Raw genomic sequence first — 17,171 nt, 5'->3', positions numbered from 1 at the left:
CGGGACGCGCGTAGAGTCGGGAAAGACCGGTCCTAAAACCGGTCGCAGCCTGAACAGACGCACAACCTAAGGAGTTCACAATGAACTTGGGCAACATGATCAGGAATGCCGCAGGACGTATTTCCGGACGGACCACGCCCGGAACAACCGGTGGATACACCAGGGGATACACGCGGGGCACCAAGCCCTACACCACGGGACGGCCCTCAGCCATGGGCCGCGGCCGCACCGCCGGAGGACTTGGAGACAAGATCCGCCACATGCTTCACAGGCACTGACACTGGAGCGCCTGCCGGGTCCTGACGTCCAGGGCGACGCACGGCTGTCAGAACAACTACAACAACTCCTTGGCCGCAACCATCCGGTGTTTGCTGCGGCCACTGTTTCCGCAGGGGAGGTCGCCGTGGCGAGCCACGGCGCCTCCCTTGCCGCTGATTTCGAAATCGGCTCGGTCTCCAAGGGCATCACCGGGCTCCTCTATGCCGACGCCCTGGGCCGGGGCGAGCTCAGTCCGGGCACCACGCTGGGGCAGCGGCTGCCGCTGGGCGACTGCCCCGCGGCGGGCGTGACGCTGGCGTCCCTGAGCCGCCACTCCTCAGGGTTGCCGCGGCTGCCCCGGCAGGCGGGCACACTTCGCCGAACCCTGGAACTGATGCTGCGCGGCACCAATCCCTACGGCGAAACCCTGGCGGAACTGCTCGAGCAGGCCCGCTCGGTGCGGCCGGGAGCCCCGCGGCCGCGCTACTCCAACTTCGGCTTCGAGCTCCTCGGCCATGCCGTCGCGGCCGGTGCCGGGCTGAACTTCCGGGAGCTTCTCCAGCAACGGCTCGCACGTCCACTCGGGCTCGGTTCTACGTACGCGCCAGCCACTCCCGCTGAAGCGCGTCCGACGGCGGTCACCGGCCGGAGCCGCTCGGGCAAAGTGATGCAGCCGTGGACCGGTGAGGCGCTTGCCCCCACCGGCGGAATCCGCGCCTCCATCAGCGACATGGCCCGGCTGGTGCAGGCCCTGCTGGACGGCTGGGCCCCGGGCCTGGCCGCGCTGGACCCGGTGGCGAACTTCGCCGGGCCGGCCGCCCGCATCGGCGCCGGGTGGATGACCCTGGATGCCAAGGGCCGCGAGGTCACTTGGCACAACGGCGGCACCGGCGGTTTCCGCTCCTGGGTGGGGCTGGACCGGAAGGCGGGGGCCGCCGTCGTACTTCTGACCGCGACAGCGGCACCCGTGGACCGCCACGGCTTCCGGCTCCTGGCGGAGATTGCGGACGTGACGGGAACCTCCCCACCCGCGCCCTAACCTCGCAAGCTCGGCCAGGGAACCCTGCGGGTGTGGGCCCCGTTGCTGTTGCGGACTACTTCTCGCCGGCGCGCTCGAGTGCCTGGTCGTGCTCGGCGTGGGCCTGGCGGATCAGCTTCATGAACTCGGTCTCGTTCCGGATGAGCCGCTTGTACTTCTCCGGGAGCTTCTTCAGTTCCTGCTCCTCGTGGACCAGCTTGTCGAAGATCCGCTCGCGCTCAGCAATGTCCGTCTCGTAGTTGAGGTCGACGTACGTGGTGGCGTGCCGCTTGGCGCCCGAGACCATGCTCTTGGCCTTGCCCTTGGGGCTGAGGACGGAGCCGATGATGGTGACGGCCAGGACGCCGAGGATGACGCTGAGCGAGGTGCCGGTGCTGATTTCGATGACGTTCACGTGTTCGCCGTCGTTGATGAACGGCAGGTTGTTCTCGTGCAGGGCGTGCAGGATCAGCTTCACGCCGATGAAGCCGAGGATGGCGGCGAGGCCGTAGGAGAGGTAGATGAGCCGGTCGAGGAGCTCATCGATCAGGAAGAACAGCTGCCGCAGGCCCATGAGGGAGAATGCCGTGGCCGTGAAGACGATGAACACGTTCTGCGTCAGGCCGAAGATGGCCGGGATGGAGTCCAGCGCAAAGAGAATGTCCGTGGCGCCGATGGCCACCATCACCAGGAGCATCGGGGTGAGGACCCTCTTGCCGTCCACCTCGGTGAAGAGCTTGTCGCCGTCGAAATGCTCGGAGGCGGGCAGGAACTTCTTGGCGAGCTGGACCACGAGTGTGTCGCTGTCGTCGTCGTGGTTGTCCGGCTTGAGCAGGTTGCCGGCGGTGATGAGCAGGATCAGCCCGAAGATGTAGAACACCCAGGCGAAGCTGTTGATCAGCGCGGCGCCGAGGAAGATGAAGCCGGTCCGGGCGAGCAGCGAGAAGACGATGCCGAACAGCAGCACCTTCTGCTGGTCGGCACGCGGCACCTTGAAACTGGACATGATGATGAGGAAGACGAAGAGGTTGTCCACGGACAGTGCCTTCTCCGTCACGTAGCCGGCGAAGTACTCGGTGCCCATCTTGGAACCGCCGAAGAACCAGACGCCGAGGCCGAAGACAAGGGCCATGCCCACGTAGATGGCCGACCAGGTGGCGGATTCCTTCAGGGACGGGGTGTGGGCCTTGCGGACGTGGAAGAAGAAGTCGAAGACCAGGAGCGCGATAATCCCGGCGACCGTGAGGATCCAGACGATAGGGGGAACTTCCATGGTGCCTCTTTCCTGAATGCGATTCGGGCGGAGCGCTTGGAATCTACCCTACCCAGCCTTCCCGACTGGCTGGCAGTTGTTGTCGTTCTGAGCGCGCAGGACGACAACTACTGCCAGTCAGTCGGGCGGGAGAGGCCGAACCGGGGGCTGCGTTTAGCCGTACATCAGCGAGCCCGGCGTGGTGAGTTTTTCGCCGGTCTCGAGCCAGGTCTTCAGGCCGGAGAGGATCATGGGCCAGCCGCCGTAGAGCTGTTCATTTGCGCCTTCGCGGAGCTGGTCGTGCGTGACGGTGAGGTGGCAGGAGTCGTCGCCGACCGGCTCGATTTCCCAGGTAACGCGGGAGGTGCCCTCGGCTTTGACGTCCTCGCCCCAGAGCGCGCGCATGGTCTGGACCAGCCGCCGCGGGGGATCGACCTCCAGGTTTTCGCCCTCACCCAGGAGTGCCCCGGCCTTGGGGTTGCCCATCTCGAAACGGGAGCCCGGCGTCCAGTCCGACGTCAGCGTGTTCCCGAACTGGTACTTGCTGCGGATGTCACTGTCCGTGATGGCTTCCCAGAGCCGTTCCGGAGTGGTCTTGATGTAGATTTCGAAGATCTTTTCCATGGGACTTTCCAATCGGGTTTTGAGGTCGCTGAGCGCAGCGGCCCATGGTTCTGCATATTTGCTCACCCAGCGGTCGTGGACGAGCCTGATGGGCACCGGATTGAGGAAGTGCAGTTTCTCGCGGCCGCGGCGCCGGGTCACCACGAGGCCGGCCTCTTCCAGGATCTTCAGGTGCTTCATGACGCCGAAACGGGTGATCTCGAACCGTGCCTCCAGTGCGCTGAGGGTCTGGCCGTCCTCGCGGAAGAGCGCGTCCAGCAGGTCCCTGCGGATGGGGTCGGCGAGGGCCTTGAATACGGCGTCCACACGGTCAGGATAGGTGACCATTTGGTCACATGTCAACGGTCCGTGGGTTCCCGGGTTTGCCCAAGTAGGTAGCAGTTCAGGGCGTTCCCAGCGCTGAGAACGCCCTGTGCTGCCACCTACCTGGGTGGGGCGCGACGGCGTCACGTCGCCAGCGTCAGCAGCTTCCCGTCGGTCACGGCCTGGCGGGAAAGGGTCTTGTAGCCCTCCTGCTCGAAGAGCACGGTGATCACGTCCTCCTCGTGCCGCATCACGATGCCCGAACCCCACTGCTTGTGCACCACGGCGGCCTGGAGCGGGAACGGTTCCCCGCCCGCGGCGGCCGCGGCGCCGTCGTCGTAATCCTCTTCGTAAGCAGATCCGTCGGCACAGTTGTCACAGTTGCCGCACGGCTCGCGCAGGTCCTCGCCGAAGTAACCAAGCAGGAACTGGCGCCGGCAGGCGTCCGTCTCCGCGTAGCCGCGCGCCATCTCGATCCGGGATCGGTCCACGCGCTGCCGCGCTTCGGCGAGTTCGACGGCATGTTCCACCACCCTGGGCAGTTTGGCGCCGGCGTCCAGCCGGACACCGCGCTTGCCGGTCTTCACCGACCGGGTCTCCTGCAGCTCATTCAGGAGCCCGGTGAGCCGGCGGCCGGGAATGCCGGTCTGCTCGGCAAGCGCCTTTTGGGTGACCGGGCCGTCGGCGGCGCGCAGGGCTGTGAGGACGGTGAGCAGCGCGTCCTCGTCCGGCTTGTGGGTGCCGAAGAACTTGCGCAGTCCGAGGTCCTCGGGCCGGTAGTGCAGGACAGCGGACGCGGCCTGCCCGTCGCGGCCGGAGCGTCCGATCTCCTGGTAATAGGCGTCCAGGGACTCGGGGATGTCGGCATGGATCACGAAGCGGACGTTGGGCTTGTCGATGCCCATGCCAAAGGCGGTGGTCGCCACCACGACGTCCAATTCGTCGTCGAGGAACTGCTCGTGGACCTCATCCCGCTCGCTCTGCTTCCGGCCGGCGTGGTACGCCGCGGCGCGGAGCCCGTGCCCGGCGAGCTCGGCGGCATAGGTTTCGGTGTCCTTGCGGGTGGCGGCGTAGAGCAGACCGGGGCCGTTGAGTCCGGCGTGGAGTTCGGCCGCCTGCTCCACGACGGCGCGCTCCTTGTCCCTGTCCTCGAGGTGGCGGACGACGTCGAGCCGGATGTTGGGGCGGTCGAAGCCGTGAACCAGCACCAGCGGGTCCAACATGTGCAGGCGTTGCTGGATTTCGTCGCGCACCGGGGGAGAAGCGGTAGCGGTGAGGGCGGCGACGGGCGGATTGCCCAGCTGCCCCCGGACCTCGCCGAGGCGGAGGTAGTCCGGGCGGAAGTCGTGGCCCCAGGAGGAGACACAGTGGGCCTCGTCCACCACGAACAGTGCGACGTTCATGGCAGCCAGCCGCTCCACAGTCTCAGCCTTGGCCAGCTGCTCGGGGGCCAGGAAGAGGAATGCGGCCTCGCCCCGCTCGGCGGCCTCCCAGGCGCCCTCCACCTCGGAGTCCTTCCGGCCGGAGTTAATGGCGACGGCGGACTCCCCGCCCAGGTCCTCCAGCAGTCCGTCGAGCTGGTCCTCCTGCAGCGCAATCAACGGGGAAACGACGACGGCGGGACCTCGCCCTGCGCTGTTGGCGGCGGTGCCGTCGGGGTGCTTCACTCTGCCGTGGCCGCCGTGGATGAACAGGGCGGCCGCCTGGTAGATGGCCGACTTGCCGTAGCCGGTGGGCATCACGGCCAGGACATCCCGGCCGGCGGCGAGGGCGCACATGCCGGCGAGCTGGCCGTCGCGGAGGTGGGGGAGGCCGAGTCTGTCGGCGGCGATGCGGCGGAGGGTGGACTCGTCGGCTCTATCGGTGGTGGCGGCTTCGGTCATGGTGGCAGCTCCGTAGGGGCGTTCCAGGGGCCGGGTGTCTTCAGCCGTGAATCCACCCTAGTCCCGGGCCCGCCCCGACGTCATGCCACCTGGCGGTTCAGCCGGGTCACGCCCGGCGGGTCAGCGGAAATGGGCCTGCCGATCGGCGGCCGGGAACCGCGTGTGGGAGTTGATTCTGACGGTTGCGTGGCCGTGCCTGGACTTGGGGATGATGATTTCACCGTGGCCCCCACGGCTCATGTCGCGGATGAGGCCTGTCCCGGCGATTTCCCTGGTGTAGGAGATCCCGGCAACAGCCGCCTGCTTGGTGGGGTATTTCACCGAGGTCGCCACCAGGGTTCCTGTGGCATCCAGAAGCCTGACGCGGAAGCCGCCGTCCGGAGCGTCGATGATTTCGAAGTGTCCGGCCATGATAATTCCCTCCGTTCGTGCTGCGTTTCCTGGCATGTCCCCTAGGAACATTCTGGACCTTTCCTGCCCGGAAGGAAGGCTATTGACCTGGACGAAGAGGGAAGCCGGGCGCAATTCTCACCCGGCTTCCCTCTTTCTGGGCTAGATTCCGCGATCTAGCCCTCCTGGCCCTCGGCTACCACCGGGCCCCGCAATGGGTGGGGTAGCCGGGCAACATGGCTACTGGGTGCCGCCGCTAGGTTCGTCGTCGAGGTCCTTGGGTGCCGCGAGATCCATCTCGAGCAGCGGCACCACCTTGGACTTGGTGATGAAGCGGTGAGCCAGCCATAGAGCGATGAAGACCGGCAACCCGATGTAGGAGGAAAGGACCTCCATGGTCCGTCCGGCAAGAACAGCCTCGTAGTTCTGTCCGGCGATCACCAGTATCAGCAGGGCGAAGGCCAGCAGCGGGCCAATGGGGAACAGGGATGCCTTGTAGGGCAGGTCGCTGACTTTGTTTCCCTGGGCCAGGAAGCCGCGCCTGAAACGGTAGTGGGAGACCGCAATTCCCGCCCAGACGATGAAGCCGCATAGGCCTGACATGTTGAGCAGCCAGGAGTAGGCTGCACCCTGGCCGACGATCGCGGAGAGGAACCCGAAGAGCCCCACGGCCGCGGTCGCCAGCAACGCCGCGATCGGCACACCACGCGCATTGGTTCGGCCGAAGATCTTCGGGGCCATGCCGTCATGGGCCATGGCGTAAAGCATCCGGGTGGAGGCATATAGTCCGGAGTTGCCCGCGGACAGGATTGCGGTCAGGATCACGGCGTTCATCAAGGCCGCTGCGAAGGCGATTCCGGCGCGCGAGAAGACCAGGGCAAACGGCGATGCTGCAACATCGGACTCGCCGGAGGCCAGCAGGCTCGGATCGGTGAACGGGATCAGGCAGCCGATGATAAAGATGGCGCCAATGTAGAAAAGCATGATGCGCCAGAAGACAGTGCGGATAGCCTTCGGCACTTCGCGCCGCGGGTTCTTGGCTTCGCCTGCGGCGACCCCCACGAGCTCGGTGCCCTGGAAGGAGAACCCGGCAACCATGAAGACCGAGATGATCGAGATCCAGCCGCCGTGGAAAACGTCATCTCGGTTTTCCCAGTTGCTCAGTCCCGGAGCGTCATCCCCGAGGATGCCGAAGATCATCAGCACGCCGGCGATCAGGAAGAGCACCACTGCGCTGACCTTGATCAGGGAGAGCCAGAACTCCGACTCACCAAAGGACTTCGCCGAGAGGGCATTGAGCCCGGTCAGCACCAGCAGGAAGATCCCGGCCCACACCCATCCCGGGACCCCCGGGAACCAGAAGTCCATGATGATTCCGGCTGCGACCAGCTCGGCGGCCACCGTGATGGCCCAGTTGAACCAGTAGTTCCAGCCGATCGCGAAGCCAAAGGAAGGGGAGACGAAACGGGTGGCAAAGGACTGGAAAGACCCGGCGACGGGAATTTTGGCCGACATCTCGCCCAGCGACTGCATTAACAGGAATACCATCAGCCCCACCAGCGCGTAGGCGACCAACGCACCGCCGGGACCCGCCTGGGAAATGGTGCTGCCCGAGGCCACGAACAGCCCGGTACCGATCGCCCCGCCGATAGCGATCATCTGCAGGTGGCGGCTGTTTAGCCCGCGCTTGAGTTCGTTGGTGATTTCGCCGGAAGCGCGATCTGCCCCTATCGCAAGGGAGGACGCCTGCTGTGCTGTTTCATCGGGCTTGACGTCTGTGGAAATTCCGCTCATTGGTGTCATGCAACACCACCAAGGGGTATCAATGCGAGCCGGGTCGGGTTCTCGGTGCCACCAGCGGCTCGACCGGTGCAGGCTTCTGCGACTGCCGGGTCGAACAGGTTGGCCATAACTTGCCCGCGTGGTCCTGCATGCGCGGTGGTAGACCCCGAACTAAGAAACAGTCCTGAGCCGGAGCGAAGACCGGTTTCAGGGGTGCCGGGAGCAATAGCCCGGTCACTTTTTTGCGTGTGGGAGCCAAGTCCCATGGTGCCTCCGAAAAGGTAGCTGCGGTGGATTTAGGCCTTCCGGCGCCCCCGGGCCGGGAAGGATGGTGATCAAGCTAACACAGGTGAAGGAAGCGGCTTTTGGCGTGGCGAATGTTGCACGTCCGACGGGTGAAGTCCTTACGAATGGGCGTCGGTTACCCGAACTGAGCGTAAGACTTGCTGATTTGGTTCTTTCCAGTGAGTAAGCAGCTCTGACGATCTGCTATGTCAGCCGCGAGCGTTGGGCGAATGGGGCCGGGATAAAAAATGCACGAGAGGTGTCGGAGTCTCTCGTCAAGCGCAGGGGGGCCACGAGGGGTGTCCCAATTGCACCCGACCTTAAGTCCGGGCGCAGCAAAGCAGTCGGGAGGGGCGCTTTAGCAAAAGCATTTCTTATGCATTGGCGAATTATGCTTCACGCATGCTTACGCACTGCTAGCTTCTTCAGGAATCCCCTCAACGGAAGGAACCAGCATGTCTGTAATCGCAAACCCGGAAGTGACAATCACCCGGGCAGAAGACCTCAAGGCGCTCCCGGCATGGCAAGCCCTGAAGGCAGCCGTCATCGGGCTGCAGCAGGTTCAGGTGCAGGACGGTTCCGTTCCGGAACCCGCCGACCATGACCAGGCCCGCCAGAATGTCGGCATCATCACTGACTCAATAAATGACCTGCGCCCCCACCTCCCTCATGACACGGACTATCTTGAACTGCTCGTGCAGGACTTCCAGCGGTGGGCGGCCGAGGGCTTCGTCGTACCGGATTTCCTTGACTCATTGGTGGCCTTCCACCCCGAGCAGTGGCGCATCGATGGGCTTCCGCACCTGGTTGTGTTCCCCATGTACACGCAGAACGGCAGCACCAACCGCTACTTCGAGGCCGTCCTCATCGAGGTCATTTGGCCTTCCTTCGTCGCTGAACTGGAGGCAGGAAGCTACTCCAACAAGCTGTTCGTCCCCATCAGCTTCGTCGATTTCACGCCCGGCTATGACACGAACTCCGCGGTTCTCTTCCCCGAGAGCGTGGCGGTCCGGAGCACCCCGTCCTTCACGTGGGGAGGCATTTTCGCGGACCGCGAAGCTGCCCGGTTCCGTCGCGTCCTCAAAGCTGCTGCCGACATCACATCCCTGGACCTGCCCGCTGACGCCGCGGAATTCATCGACGACCAGCACCTCACCGAGAAGACCTTCGTGATGTGGGATCTGATCCATGACCGGACCCACATGCGCGGTGACCTGCCCTTTGACCCGTTCATGATCAAGCAGCGGATGCCGTATTTCCTGTACTCCCTGGAGGAGCTCCGCTGTGACCTGACCGCCTTCCGCGAATCAGTCCTCATCGAGCGGGACGAAACGGCTTCCGAGGACGCCCGCAAGCACGCCAAGCTGGTCCAGTACGCCGTGATCTTCGACCGCATTTTCCGCTTCGCGATTACGGGGAACCGGGTCCGGAACTACGACGCCGTGGGCGGCCAGTTGCTGTTCGCCTGGATGCACCAGCACCGGGTTCTGCATTGGACCGATGGAAAGTTGAGCATCGACTGGAAGGACGTCGCCGGCGTGGTCGTCGAGCTGGGTCTCCGCATCGAGGAACTCTACTGGCGTTCAATCGACAGGCCGAAGACCGCACACTGGCTGGCTGCTTACGAGCTCGTCTCGGAAACCCTCACCCCCCACCCGGCCTCCGTGTGGGCCAAGGGACCGGAGGCCCTTCCGCTCGACGGCCCTCCCCGGGGACTGACGGACCAGGTCCTTGATGACGAATTCCCCCTGTCGATGTTCTACGAGGCACTGGAGAAGAAGATGTCCTCGGTCATTGAATCAACTGCCGGGATCACCGGTAAGAGCCCGGTGAAGACTGAGGGCGGGGTGGGCGCATGAGCCAGGAGCTCTTGGGACGTACGGTCGTCGTCGCCGGTTCGACAAGCGCTGCCGGCGCTGCGGTAGTCCGAACCCTCTCGCAGGCAGGGGCACGCGTGGCCGCCGTGGACATCCTTGAGGACCGTGTGCAGGAGCTCTCGGCGGCGTATGACAACGTCACGGGCTATGTCTGCAACCTCGCGGACCTGCAAGCCGTTGAGGACTTGGCGGCGTCTGTCCGGAAAGATCTGGGTCCCGTGGACGGCCTTATCCATCTTGTAGGAGGGTGGCGAGGCGGTACCGGCATTAAAGGCCAGACGGATGGAGACTGGGACTTCCTGCACACCAGTGTCCTCACCACCCTGAGGAACACCAGCCGCGCGTTTTACGATGACCTGGCTGCCTCCCCGGTGGGTCGCCTGGCCATTGTTTCTGCACAGTCCGCTTCCTCGCCGACAGTGGACGGCGCCGCCTATGCCGCCGTCAAGTCCGCCGCCGAGGCGTGGACCCTGGCCGTGGCCGACGGATTCCGGCACCTGCAGGGAGGAAACGAAAGCCCCCTCTCCGCTCAGCACTCAGCCGCCCTGGTCTTCGTCGTCAAGGCTCTGGTCGATGACCGGATGCGCGCAGCCCAGCCGGAACGGAAATTTCCGGGCTTCACGGATGTCGGTGTCCTTGCCGACGCTGTACAGCGGATCTTCGGCCTGGATGCAGAACAGATCAACGGGCAGCGCTTGCCCCTCACGGCCGGCCACCTCGTGGGCGCACCGGCATGAGCGTCAGCGTTGATGCCAAGGCAGGCGCCCCGCAGGTACTGGCGGGGCGCCTGCACGACCCGGCATACCGGGGCTTCGCCTCGGATAACTACGCTGGGGCTCACCCCGAAATCATCGAAGCAGTCCAGGCAGCCAACGAAGGCCACGTCACCGCATACGGCGAAGATGTCTACTCAGCGGCGCTTCAAGAGGTCATCCGGTCCCACTTCGGGACAACTGCTACGGCATATCCGGTCTTCAATGGAACAGGGGCCAATGTCCTTGCCCTGCAAGCCCTGCTCCCGCGTTGGGGTGCTGTCATCTGCGCAGCAACAGCGCATATCAATACCGACGAAAACGGCGCCCCGGAACGGATTGGTGGGATAAAGCTCCTCCCGATCCCCACACCGGATGGCAAACTCACCCCGGAATTGATCGACGCCGAAGCCTGGGGATGGGGAGACGAGCACCGGGCGCAACCGCTGGCCGTATCGATCACCCAGCCCACGGAACTCGGCACCTGCTACACGCCGGAAGAAATCCAACGGATCGCTGAACACGTCCATGCGAAGGGAATGAAACTGCACCTGGACGGAGCACGGCTGGCCAACGCTGCAGCACATCTCGGGGTTCCTTTGCAGGCATTCACCACCGACGTCGGCGTCGACGTCTTGTCCTTTGGCGGCACCAAAAACGGGCTGCTGTTCGGCGAAGCCGTTATCTGGCTCAACCCACAGTCTGACCCAGGCATGAGCTACCTGCGCAAGATGAACATGCAGCTTGCCTCAAAGATGCGTTTCGTCTCCGCGCAAATGGTCGCCCTGCTAACGGACGGGTTATGGCTACGGTCCGCCAGCCACGCCAACGAGATGGCTCAACGTCTCAGCGAAGGAATCTCGGCCATTAAGGGCGTCTCCCTGACGCAAGCAACACAGTCCAATGGCGTCTTTGCCCTCCTCCCGCCCGGGGCAGCCGCGAAAGTCCGGGAATCCTTCCGCTTCTATGACTGGGACCAGGCACGCGGCGAAGTCCGGTGGATGTGCTCCTGGGACACCACCGAAACCGACGTCCAATCTCTCTTGGCTGCCGTTGAAGCTGCCGTAGGCTCCCCAGCTTCACAACCGTCGGATTCCGAGAAGGCATTTGACCGTTGAAGCGGTAATCGGGCAGGAGGACAATGCAACTGCCATACACAGCCACAAGCACTAAGGAGCACGAGATGGCTGGCGGACAGGGATTGATCAAGCGCTTTTACGACGAGGTACTGACGGGCGGCAATCTGTCGCTCATCGACGAGTTGGTGACGGACGACGTCGTCGACCACGAGGAGGGTTTCCCCGGCCAACCCCCGGGCAAGGAGGGTGTGAAGTTCTATGTGAACGCCATCCGGACCGCGTTTCCGGACCTCGCGGTGAAGACGTCCGAACCGGCGCTCGCCGACGGGAACCTGGAGGCCGTCCACACGGTCCTCACGGGGACGCACCAGGGTGACTTCGCCGGAGTCCCGGCCACCGGCAAGTCGGTGGAATTCTCGGGCATCGACATCATCCGGGTGGAGGACGGCAAGGTGGCCGAACACTGGGGATCGACGGACACGCTGAGCCTCATGCAGCAGATCGGAGCAGTGCCAAAGTAGGGCCGGGAAAGCGACCCCAATAGAGGGCAAAAGTACGACGACGGCGGGCGGGGACCGTCGTCGTCGTACGTCTTTCCGGCGCGTCTTCCGGGACGCGCCGTGGCGTCCCCGCAAGCCCTCCGGAAGCCCTGTAATATCCCTTCTGGGGGCGGTGACGCCAAAGCGTCAAACTGGGGGACAGCAGCAGATGTGCAAGCCATAAAGCCTTAAGCAAACGGGCTTTTTGAAGCCATGTGCCCGCTGTCAGGCGACGTGTCATTCACCACAGGATTCCGTTTACGCGGTATTCCTTCCGCAGGTGGATTTCCCGCCCGACCCCACCCTTCCGCGCCGCTCCCTTTCCGCACTGCCCACCCACTTTCCTGACTCCGCCACCTCGGCGACCCCTGCCGTCGCCTGCCCTGAAAGGACCGCAATGAGCCACCCCGGCCCAACCCCGCCGCCGCCCTCCGACTACACCACCTACGGCGCGCCGCAGTATGCGAACGGGCAGTTGTTGGACGGGCAGAACGCTGGGCAGGCGTATCCGGGGCAGTACGGGGCCTTCCCGGGACAGTACGGGGCGGAACCGCAGAAGTCCTTCCTGGTCACCTGGCTGTTTTCGCTCCTCCTGGGCGGCCTGGGCGTGGACCGGTTCTACCTGGGCAAGATCGGCACGGGCATCGCCAAGCTGCTGACCCTGGGCGGTCTGGGCATCTGGTCGCTTGTTGACCTGATCGTCACACTGGCGGGGAGGCAGACGGACAAGAACCGGCGGCCGCTGGCAGGATATGCGCAGCACAAGAAGGTGGCCGTTGTGGTCACGGTTGTCCTTTTGGTGGTCAACCTGGTGATCGGCGTGTTCAGCGGGATTGCTGCTGCCACCATTGTCCGGCAGGCCGCCACCCCGCCGATCATCTCGGCCGCACCTGTCACCCAGGAGAGCGCCGCGAGTTCCTCCGCGGAGCCGACAACCACTGAGGAGGCAGCCGCCGGAGAAGACCGGCCGCACCTCAAGGCGCAGACGCTGACGGGTACCGGCGATGACGTCAAGACGGTTGACCTCAAGGGACTCCCGGCCGTGGTGACCTTCACCTGCAAAGCCTGCAGTGGCAACACCGTCCTGGAAACCAACGGCGCCGAGATACTGCTGGTCAACACCACAGGCGCCTACGCCGGTTCGCACCTCGTGGACACCAGCGCCGGTGCGCCCACCACCGAGTTCAACGTCAGCGCCGACTCCGCCTGGACCTTAAAAATCGAGGACATCGACAATGTCCCCTCCTCCACGGACAAGGTCAGCGGCCACGGCGACAAGGTCCTCTACTGGGACGTGGCCAGCGACAAGGCAACCATCACCAACAAGGGCGAAAGCAACTTCGTAGTGCAGGGCTTCGGCAGCGAGGTCCCCGAGCTGGCTGTCAACAAGATCGGCGACTACAGCGGCACCGTGCAGCTGACGCCGGGCTTCGTCCAGGTCAACTCCGACGGCGACTGGACCATCACGGCGAAGTAGCGTTCCTGGCTCTCACCGAAGAGGCCCAGCGGGACCCGGCACCAAGCCCGGTCCGGCGGGGCCTTTTGTGTCCGCTGTTTGAGCCTGCCGAAACCAGTCTTTTCCTTTGTTCAGCCGAAGAGCACAATAACCGTGAGGGCTCCGAAAGCCGGCGAGTTATATGGGTACAGAACTTTCGAAGGCGTCTGCTTCGATATCCGAGGTAATTACAGAAACCCCGATTGAGCGACACCGGTTGGCTTGGGCCAGTGCCCTAATTGTTGGGCTCCTGGGACTGGGCTTGGGCCTGGTTCTGTTGCCTAATCCGACGCCTGCCGGCTCGCCGGTCACCACTTCATCTACTTCTGTTACGGCGCCCGCTCCAACGTCGGAGCCGACTCCTGCCCCGGCACCAACGGACAGCCTCGGCTCTCTCTGCGCGCGGGCCGACAAGCTGACCGCGGACAAAAAACCTGAGGAAGCTCTTGCCCTCATAGAAAAGATCCGCGGCCAGTTGCGCAGCCCCGCGCTGGCAGCAACTACGGCATGCGAGGCGCAGCGTCTCGCGGCAGTCCTCAGGATAGAACAAGCGCCAGCAGCGCCGCCGGCCGAGACTACCTTTATCCAGGATGTAGGCGCCAACTGGGACCGGTTTACCGCGGAATCAATAGATCCACTGGCAAAGGCGGGTCCCGCACTGCTGGGGCTGATTGCTGCATTCTTGGTGCTGGGTAGGCTGCTTGTCTTCCTGCCGAAGATCGCCGGGGCGAGGAAGAGCCCGGCGGACCGGGCCATTTTGGCGCTCGCTGGGCTGGCCTCCATTCTGGTGGGCACTTGCTTGATCGTCCTGGCGCCTGCCTGGGAAATGACTCCCGTAGTGGGGAGCGCCACCGGGCCGATGCTAGGGGGTGGCTTGCTCGCAATAGCCGGTTCACTGATTTTGGCTACCTACCTGAGCAGCCGGCTGCGCGTGTCGCTGGACGTGCGTGACACCAAGGGAGAAACGAGCAAGGTTGACGTATCACGGATCGGTGCCCTGCTCCACGAGCTGGGTGGCGACGCGCCCCGAGGACTGGAAATTCCTGAAGGAGCCGACGTCACGGCGCTGGGCCCTGACACAATGCCTCTCACCTTCACCAACAAGGTGCTGGCTGCAGTTCAGAAGATCCTGCTCTCCATCTTCGGCGTCCGGCCATGGCGGGTGGTGGTTTCCTCCGCCGATGACGATTCGTTGGCCGTGGCTGTAGCCCGAAACGGAGCCAGCGTTGGCGCCACCACGATTGACAGGAAACAACTGCATCTGGCGGGCGGTCAGAGCGAAGGAGCCAGCCAGGATGCCAAAAGTGCCGCCAAGGCGGACAGCGCCGCGGAGCTCGAACTCCACAAGATGGCTGCCGCCTACATCCTCGTGATGCTGGCCAGGAAGCACTACGGTTTTGAGGGCCTGTGTGGGACCACGGACTGGCGCAGCCTCGGGCTGCAATACGTTGCAACCACAGACAGCGCCATGGCCGGCGAGCGGGCAAAGAGGCTGCTCGGTGCCGCCATGGATTACGACGCAGCGAACATGCTCGCCGAGGTGGCACTTCAAAACCACATGTACCGGGACAGCACAGATTCATGGACGATCAGTGCCTACGCGGAGTGGCTGTCCGGTAGGGCCGCGGCGATCAAGGACGGCATCACACGCCGAGCCATTTCTCAGGCTGGCTATACGCCGCTGCTGCATCGCATTGAAAAGACGTTTCTCACCGCTGTACTCAACTTGCCGCCTGGCTCTCCAGCCTTCCAGCAATTGCAGCCGCGGGCGCTGGAGGTCGCAGCGAATCTGGTGCGGAAGCTTGAGCCGTCGCGGCATCTAGACGTCCCGGCTCCGTTGGCCCGGGCCATGCGTCTGGATGCCGCGCTGGCCTACTGCGACCTGCTCGGATCTGGAGATCCGAGTGATCCGCAGTCCGAGGACCTGCGCAAGCAGGCGCTCGCATCTGTGGCTCCGCACACCGCCTACAGCGCGGCGTGCAGCATCGCCCGGCAGGAAGGCTTGGCAGCGAAGGAGGACGTGAAGCGGCGGCTCACGTTTGCATTTTCTGACCAGGACCTCAAGGAATGGGCACGGAAGGACCCAGAGCTGGGGGCACTCCGGAAGGATGGGGACTTCCTGCACTTCCTGGGCGTGAAGCCGCGTGAGGACTACTGGAAGCTGGAGGCGTTCGAGCCCCACGAGAAGCGGTTGCGGGAGGCGGGGATCGCAAGGCCCGGCGACCTTTACCAGAAAGAAGTGGGGCAGAGTGCCGTCAGTGCCTACCTTCAGGTGAGCCCCCTGGTGCTGAAGCGGCTGTGCAGGCTGGCAGCGCTCGTTCGCCGGGCCCAAGCTGTCCGCGCTGAAGGGGAAGCCGGACCGGTTCATGAATACCGGGTGGAAGTGGTGGGCGCGCTGGTGCAGGCCGGCATCGAATCCCCTGAGGAGATCCATGACCAATGGCTTGATGCCGACGTGCCACCTGATGCTCCCGCTGGCAAGTTTGTCGAGAAACTGCAGAGCAGCATCAAAGGGCGCGTCCTGAGCTCCCCGGAAATCGGTCAGCTGAAGGCATGGCTACGCCAGCTGAAGGACATGCACGACACCTGAACCGGCAGCTGAACGTTCCGCTACCAGCTGCCGACGTGCCATACGCAGGCTGAAAAACCGACCTGCTTCCCCAGGTAAGCAGCACCAGCGGCGTGCCCACAGCTGAGAAGGCCCTACGCTGCTGCTCAGTTGGACCAAGGAAATAAGATTTTATACTCAAATGAGAAAAAATTCTTGTATTTACCCGAGTCCGTGCCTACGCTGGGAAGGAACCAAATTTCGCCGCCGCAGAGAAGCGCGGCGCCTTTCGAGGCACGAAGGAAGCGCTGATGAAAACAACCCCTTTTGATTTGACGGGACGCCGCGCCCTGGTCACCGGCTCCTCCAGGGGCATCGGACAGGCATTGGCCGGCGGCCTAGCCGCAGCCGGTGCCAGTCTGGTGCTGCATGGATTTGACGCCGAACGGCTGGAGCGGACGCACGAGGCCTTCGCCGAGCGCTTCGGCCCGGACCGTGTGGACGCTGTGGCGTTCGACATCACGGACGAGGACTCCGTCGCACAGGGCATCGCCCACATCGAGGAGGACCTGGGCGAGCTGGACATCCTGATCAACAACGCCGGAATCCAGCACCGCGTCCCGCTGCTGGACCTCGCCGTCGAGGACTGGAACCGGGTGATCTCCACCGACCTCACGAGCGCTTTCCTGGTGGGCCGCGAGGTTGCCCGGCGGATGCTGCCGCGGGCTCGGGGCAAGATCATCAACATCGGCTCCGTGCAGTCCGACCTGGCACGTCCCACGATTGGTGCCTACACGGCGGCCAAGGGCGGCCTCCGGAATCTGACCCGTGCCATGACTGCCGAGTGGGCGGGAGCCGGGCTGCAGGTCAACGCGGTGGCACCGGGTTACATCCACACCGAGATGACGCAGGCCCTGGTGGACGATCCGGAATTCAACAGTTGGATCTGCAAACGGACTCCTGCCGGTCGGTGGGGAACCGTGCAGGACCTGATGGGGCCCGTGCAGTGGCTTGCCTCGGATGCTTCGGCGTACGTCAACGGACAGACCATCTTCATCGATGGCGGAATGACGGCGGTGGTTTGAG

At 64.2% G+C, this 17,171-nt stretch carries 14 protein-coding genes; 9 read left to right on the top strand and 5 right to left on the bottom strand.

Going from position 1 to position 17,171, the window contains the following annotated elements; translation table 11 throughout:
• Nucleotides 1–80: 80 nt before the first annotated feature.
• Entirely contained in the window at nt 81–278 is a 198-nt protein-coding gene (locus ARGLB_RS15960; protein WP_003804449.1) for a hypothetical protein, read from the top strand.
• A gap of 86 nt (nt 279–364) precedes the next feature.
• Nucleotides 365–1,297 carry a serine hydrolase domain-containing protein gene (locus ARGLB_RS15955; RefSeq protein ID WP_280959914.1) on the top strand — a complete coding sequence of 311 codons (933 nt, stop codon included), beginning with the start codon at nt 365–367 and terminating at the stop codon, nt 1,295–1,297.
• A gap of 55 nt (nt 1,298–1,352) precedes the next feature.
• Here ARGLB_RS15955 and ARGLB_RS15950 read toward each other — a convergent pair whose 3' ends face one another.
• From ARGLB_RS15950 to ARGLB_RS15930, 5 genes are all read right to left on the bottom strand, one after another.
• Nucleotides 1,353–2,549: a TerC family protein gene (locus ARGLB_RS15950; protein WP_003804446.1), complete on the bottom strand. Its 1,197-nt coding sequence runs from the start codon at nt 2,547–2,549 to the stop codon at nt 1,353–1,355.
• Nucleotides 2,550–2,702: 153 nt separating this feature from the next.
• On the bottom strand, nt 2,703–3,458 hold the full coding sequence (locus ARGLB_RS15945; protein ID WP_043419507.1) for an ArsR/SmtB family transcription factor: 756 nt from the start codon (nt 3,456–3,458) through the stop codon (nt 2,703–2,705).
• A 140-nt stretch (nt 3,459–3,598) separates the two neighbouring features.
• The gene (locus ARGLB_RS15940; RefSeq protein WP_003804442.1) at nt 3,599–5,338 is read right to left on the bottom strand and encodes a RecQ family ATP-dependent DNA helicase; all 1,740 of its coding nucleotides are present in this window, start codon (nt 5,336–5,338) and stop codon (nt 3,599–3,601) included.
• 120 nt (nt 5,339–5,458) lie between these two features.
• Nucleotides 5,459–5,749 carry a YegP family protein gene (locus tag ARGLB_RS15935; RefSeq protein WP_050934383.1) on the bottom strand — a complete coding sequence of 97 codons (291 nt, stop codon included), beginning with the start codon at nt 5,747–5,749 and terminating at the stop codon, nt 5,459–5,461.
• 219 nt (nt 5,750–5,968) lie between these two features.
• Complete coding sequence (locus ARGLB_RS15930; RefSeq protein WP_003804438.1) at nt 5,969–7,531, bottom strand: amino acid permease; 1,563 nt, start codon at nt 7,529–7,531, stop codon at nt 5,969–5,971.
• A gap of 719 nt (nt 7,532–8,250) precedes the next feature.
• On the opposite strand from ARGLB_RS15930, the gene ARGLB_RS15925 reads away from it, so the two are divergent.
• From ARGLB_RS15925 to ARGLB_RS15895, 7 genes are all read left to right on the top strand, one after another.
• Nucleotides 8,251–9,654 carry a DUF6421 family protein gene (locus ARGLB_RS15925; RefSeq protein WP_003804436.1) on the top strand — a complete coding sequence of 468 codons (1,404 nt, stop codon included), beginning with the start codon at nt 8,251–8,253 and terminating at the stop codon, nt 9,652–9,654.
• Nucleotides 9,651–10,409: an SDR family NAD(P)-dependent oxidoreductase gene (locus ARGLB_RS15920; protein WP_043419444.1), complete on the top strand. Its 759-nt coding sequence runs from the start codon at nt 9,651–9,653 to the stop codon at nt 10,407–10,409. The genes ARGLB_RS15925 and ARGLB_RS15920 overlap by 4 nt, the downstream gene beginning before the upstream one ends.
• On the top strand, nt 10,406–11,542 hold the full coding sequence (locus ARGLB_RS15915; RefSeq protein ID WP_003804432.1) for a threonine aldolase family protein: 1,137 nt from the start codon (nt 10,406–10,408) through the stop codon (nt 11,540–11,542). The genes ARGLB_RS15920 and ARGLB_RS15915 overlap by 4 nt, the downstream gene beginning before the upstream one ends.
• A gap of 65 nt (nt 11,543–11,607) precedes the next feature.
• Nucleotides 11,608–12,024, top strand: coding sequence for an ester cyclase (locus tag ARGLB_RS15910; protein WP_043419443.1), 417 nt, complete (start codon nt 11,608–11,610; stop codon nt 12,022–12,024).
• A gap of 415 nt (nt 12,025–12,439) precedes the next feature.
• Nucleotides 12,440–13,519 carry a TM2 domain-containing protein gene (locus tag ARGLB_RS22885; RefSeq protein ID WP_003804429.1) on the top strand — a complete coding sequence of 360 codons (1,080 nt, stop codon included), beginning with the start codon at nt 12,440–12,442 and terminating at the stop codon, nt 13,517–13,519.
• 280 nt (nt 13,520–13,799) lie between these two features.
• Nucleotides 13,800–16,127, top strand: coding sequence for a hypothetical protein (locus ARGLB_RS15900; RefSeq protein WP_139023373.1), 2,328 nt, complete (start codon nt 13,800–13,802; stop codon nt 16,125–16,127).
• Between the two features lie 269 nt (nt 16,128–16,396).
• A complete protein-coding gene (locus tag ARGLB_RS15895) occupies nt 16,397–17,170 on the top strand; it encodes an SDR family oxidoreductase (RefSeq protein ID WP_003804425.1) in 774 nt (257 codons plus the stop codon).
• Nucleotide 17,171 lies beyond the last annotated feature (1 nt).

Source organism: Arthrobacter globiformis NBRC 12137 (assembly GCF_000238915.1).
GTDB classification, from domain to species: Bacteria; Actinomycetota; Actinomycetes; order Actinomycetales; family Micrococcaceae; genus Arthrobacter; species Arthrobacter globiformis.
This window is presented reverse-complemented; position numbering and strand designations above follow the sequence as displayed.

Excerpts from the sequence above, each read along its gene's own strand:
- ARGLB_RS15960 (WP_003804449.1), top strand. The coding sequence starts at position 81 with ATGAACTTGGGCAACATGATCAGGAATGCCGCAGGACGTATTTCCGGA.
- ARGLB_RS15950 (WP_003804446.1), bottom strand. The coding sequence starts at position 2,549 with ATGGAAGTTCCCCCTATCGTCTGGATCCTCACGGTCGCCGGGATTATC.
- ARGLB_RS15940 (WP_003804442.1), bottom strand. The coding sequence starts at position 5,338 with ATGACCGAAGCCGCCACCACCGATAGAGCCGACGAGTCCACCCTCCGC.
- ARGLB_RS15935 (WP_050934383.1), bottom strand. The coding sequence starts at position 5,749 with ATGGCCGGACACTTCGAAATCATCGACGCTCCGGACGGCGGCTTCCGC.
- ARGLB_RS15930 (WP_003804438.1), bottom strand. The coding sequence starts at position 7,531 with ATGACACCAATGAGCGGAATTTCCACAGACGTCAAGCCCGATGAAACA.
- ARGLB_RS15925 (WP_003804436.1), top strand. The coding sequence starts at position 8,251 with ATGTCTGTAATCGCAAACCCGGAAGTGACAATCACCCGGGCAGAAGAC.
- ARGLB_RS15920 (WP_043419444.1), top strand. The coding sequence starts at position 9,651 with ATGAGCCAGGAGCTCTTGGGACGTACGGTCGTCGTCGCCGGTTCGACA.
- ARGLB_RS15915 (WP_003804432.1), top strand. The coding sequence starts at position 10,406 with ATGAGCGTCAGCGTTGATGCCAAGGCAGGCGCCCCGCAGGTACTGGCG.
- ARGLB_RS15910 (WP_043419443.1), top strand. The coding sequence starts at position 11,608 with ATGGCTGGCGGACAGGGATTGATCAAGCGCTTTTACGACGAGGTACTG.
- ARGLB_RS22885 (WP_003804429.1), top strand. The coding sequence starts at position 12,440 with ATGAGCCACCCCGGCCCAACCCCGCCGCCGCCCTCCGACTACACCACC.
- ARGLB_RS15895 (WP_003804425.1), top strand. The coding sequence starts at position 16,397 with ATGAAAACAACCCCTTTTGATTTGACGGGACGCCGCGCCCTGGTCACC.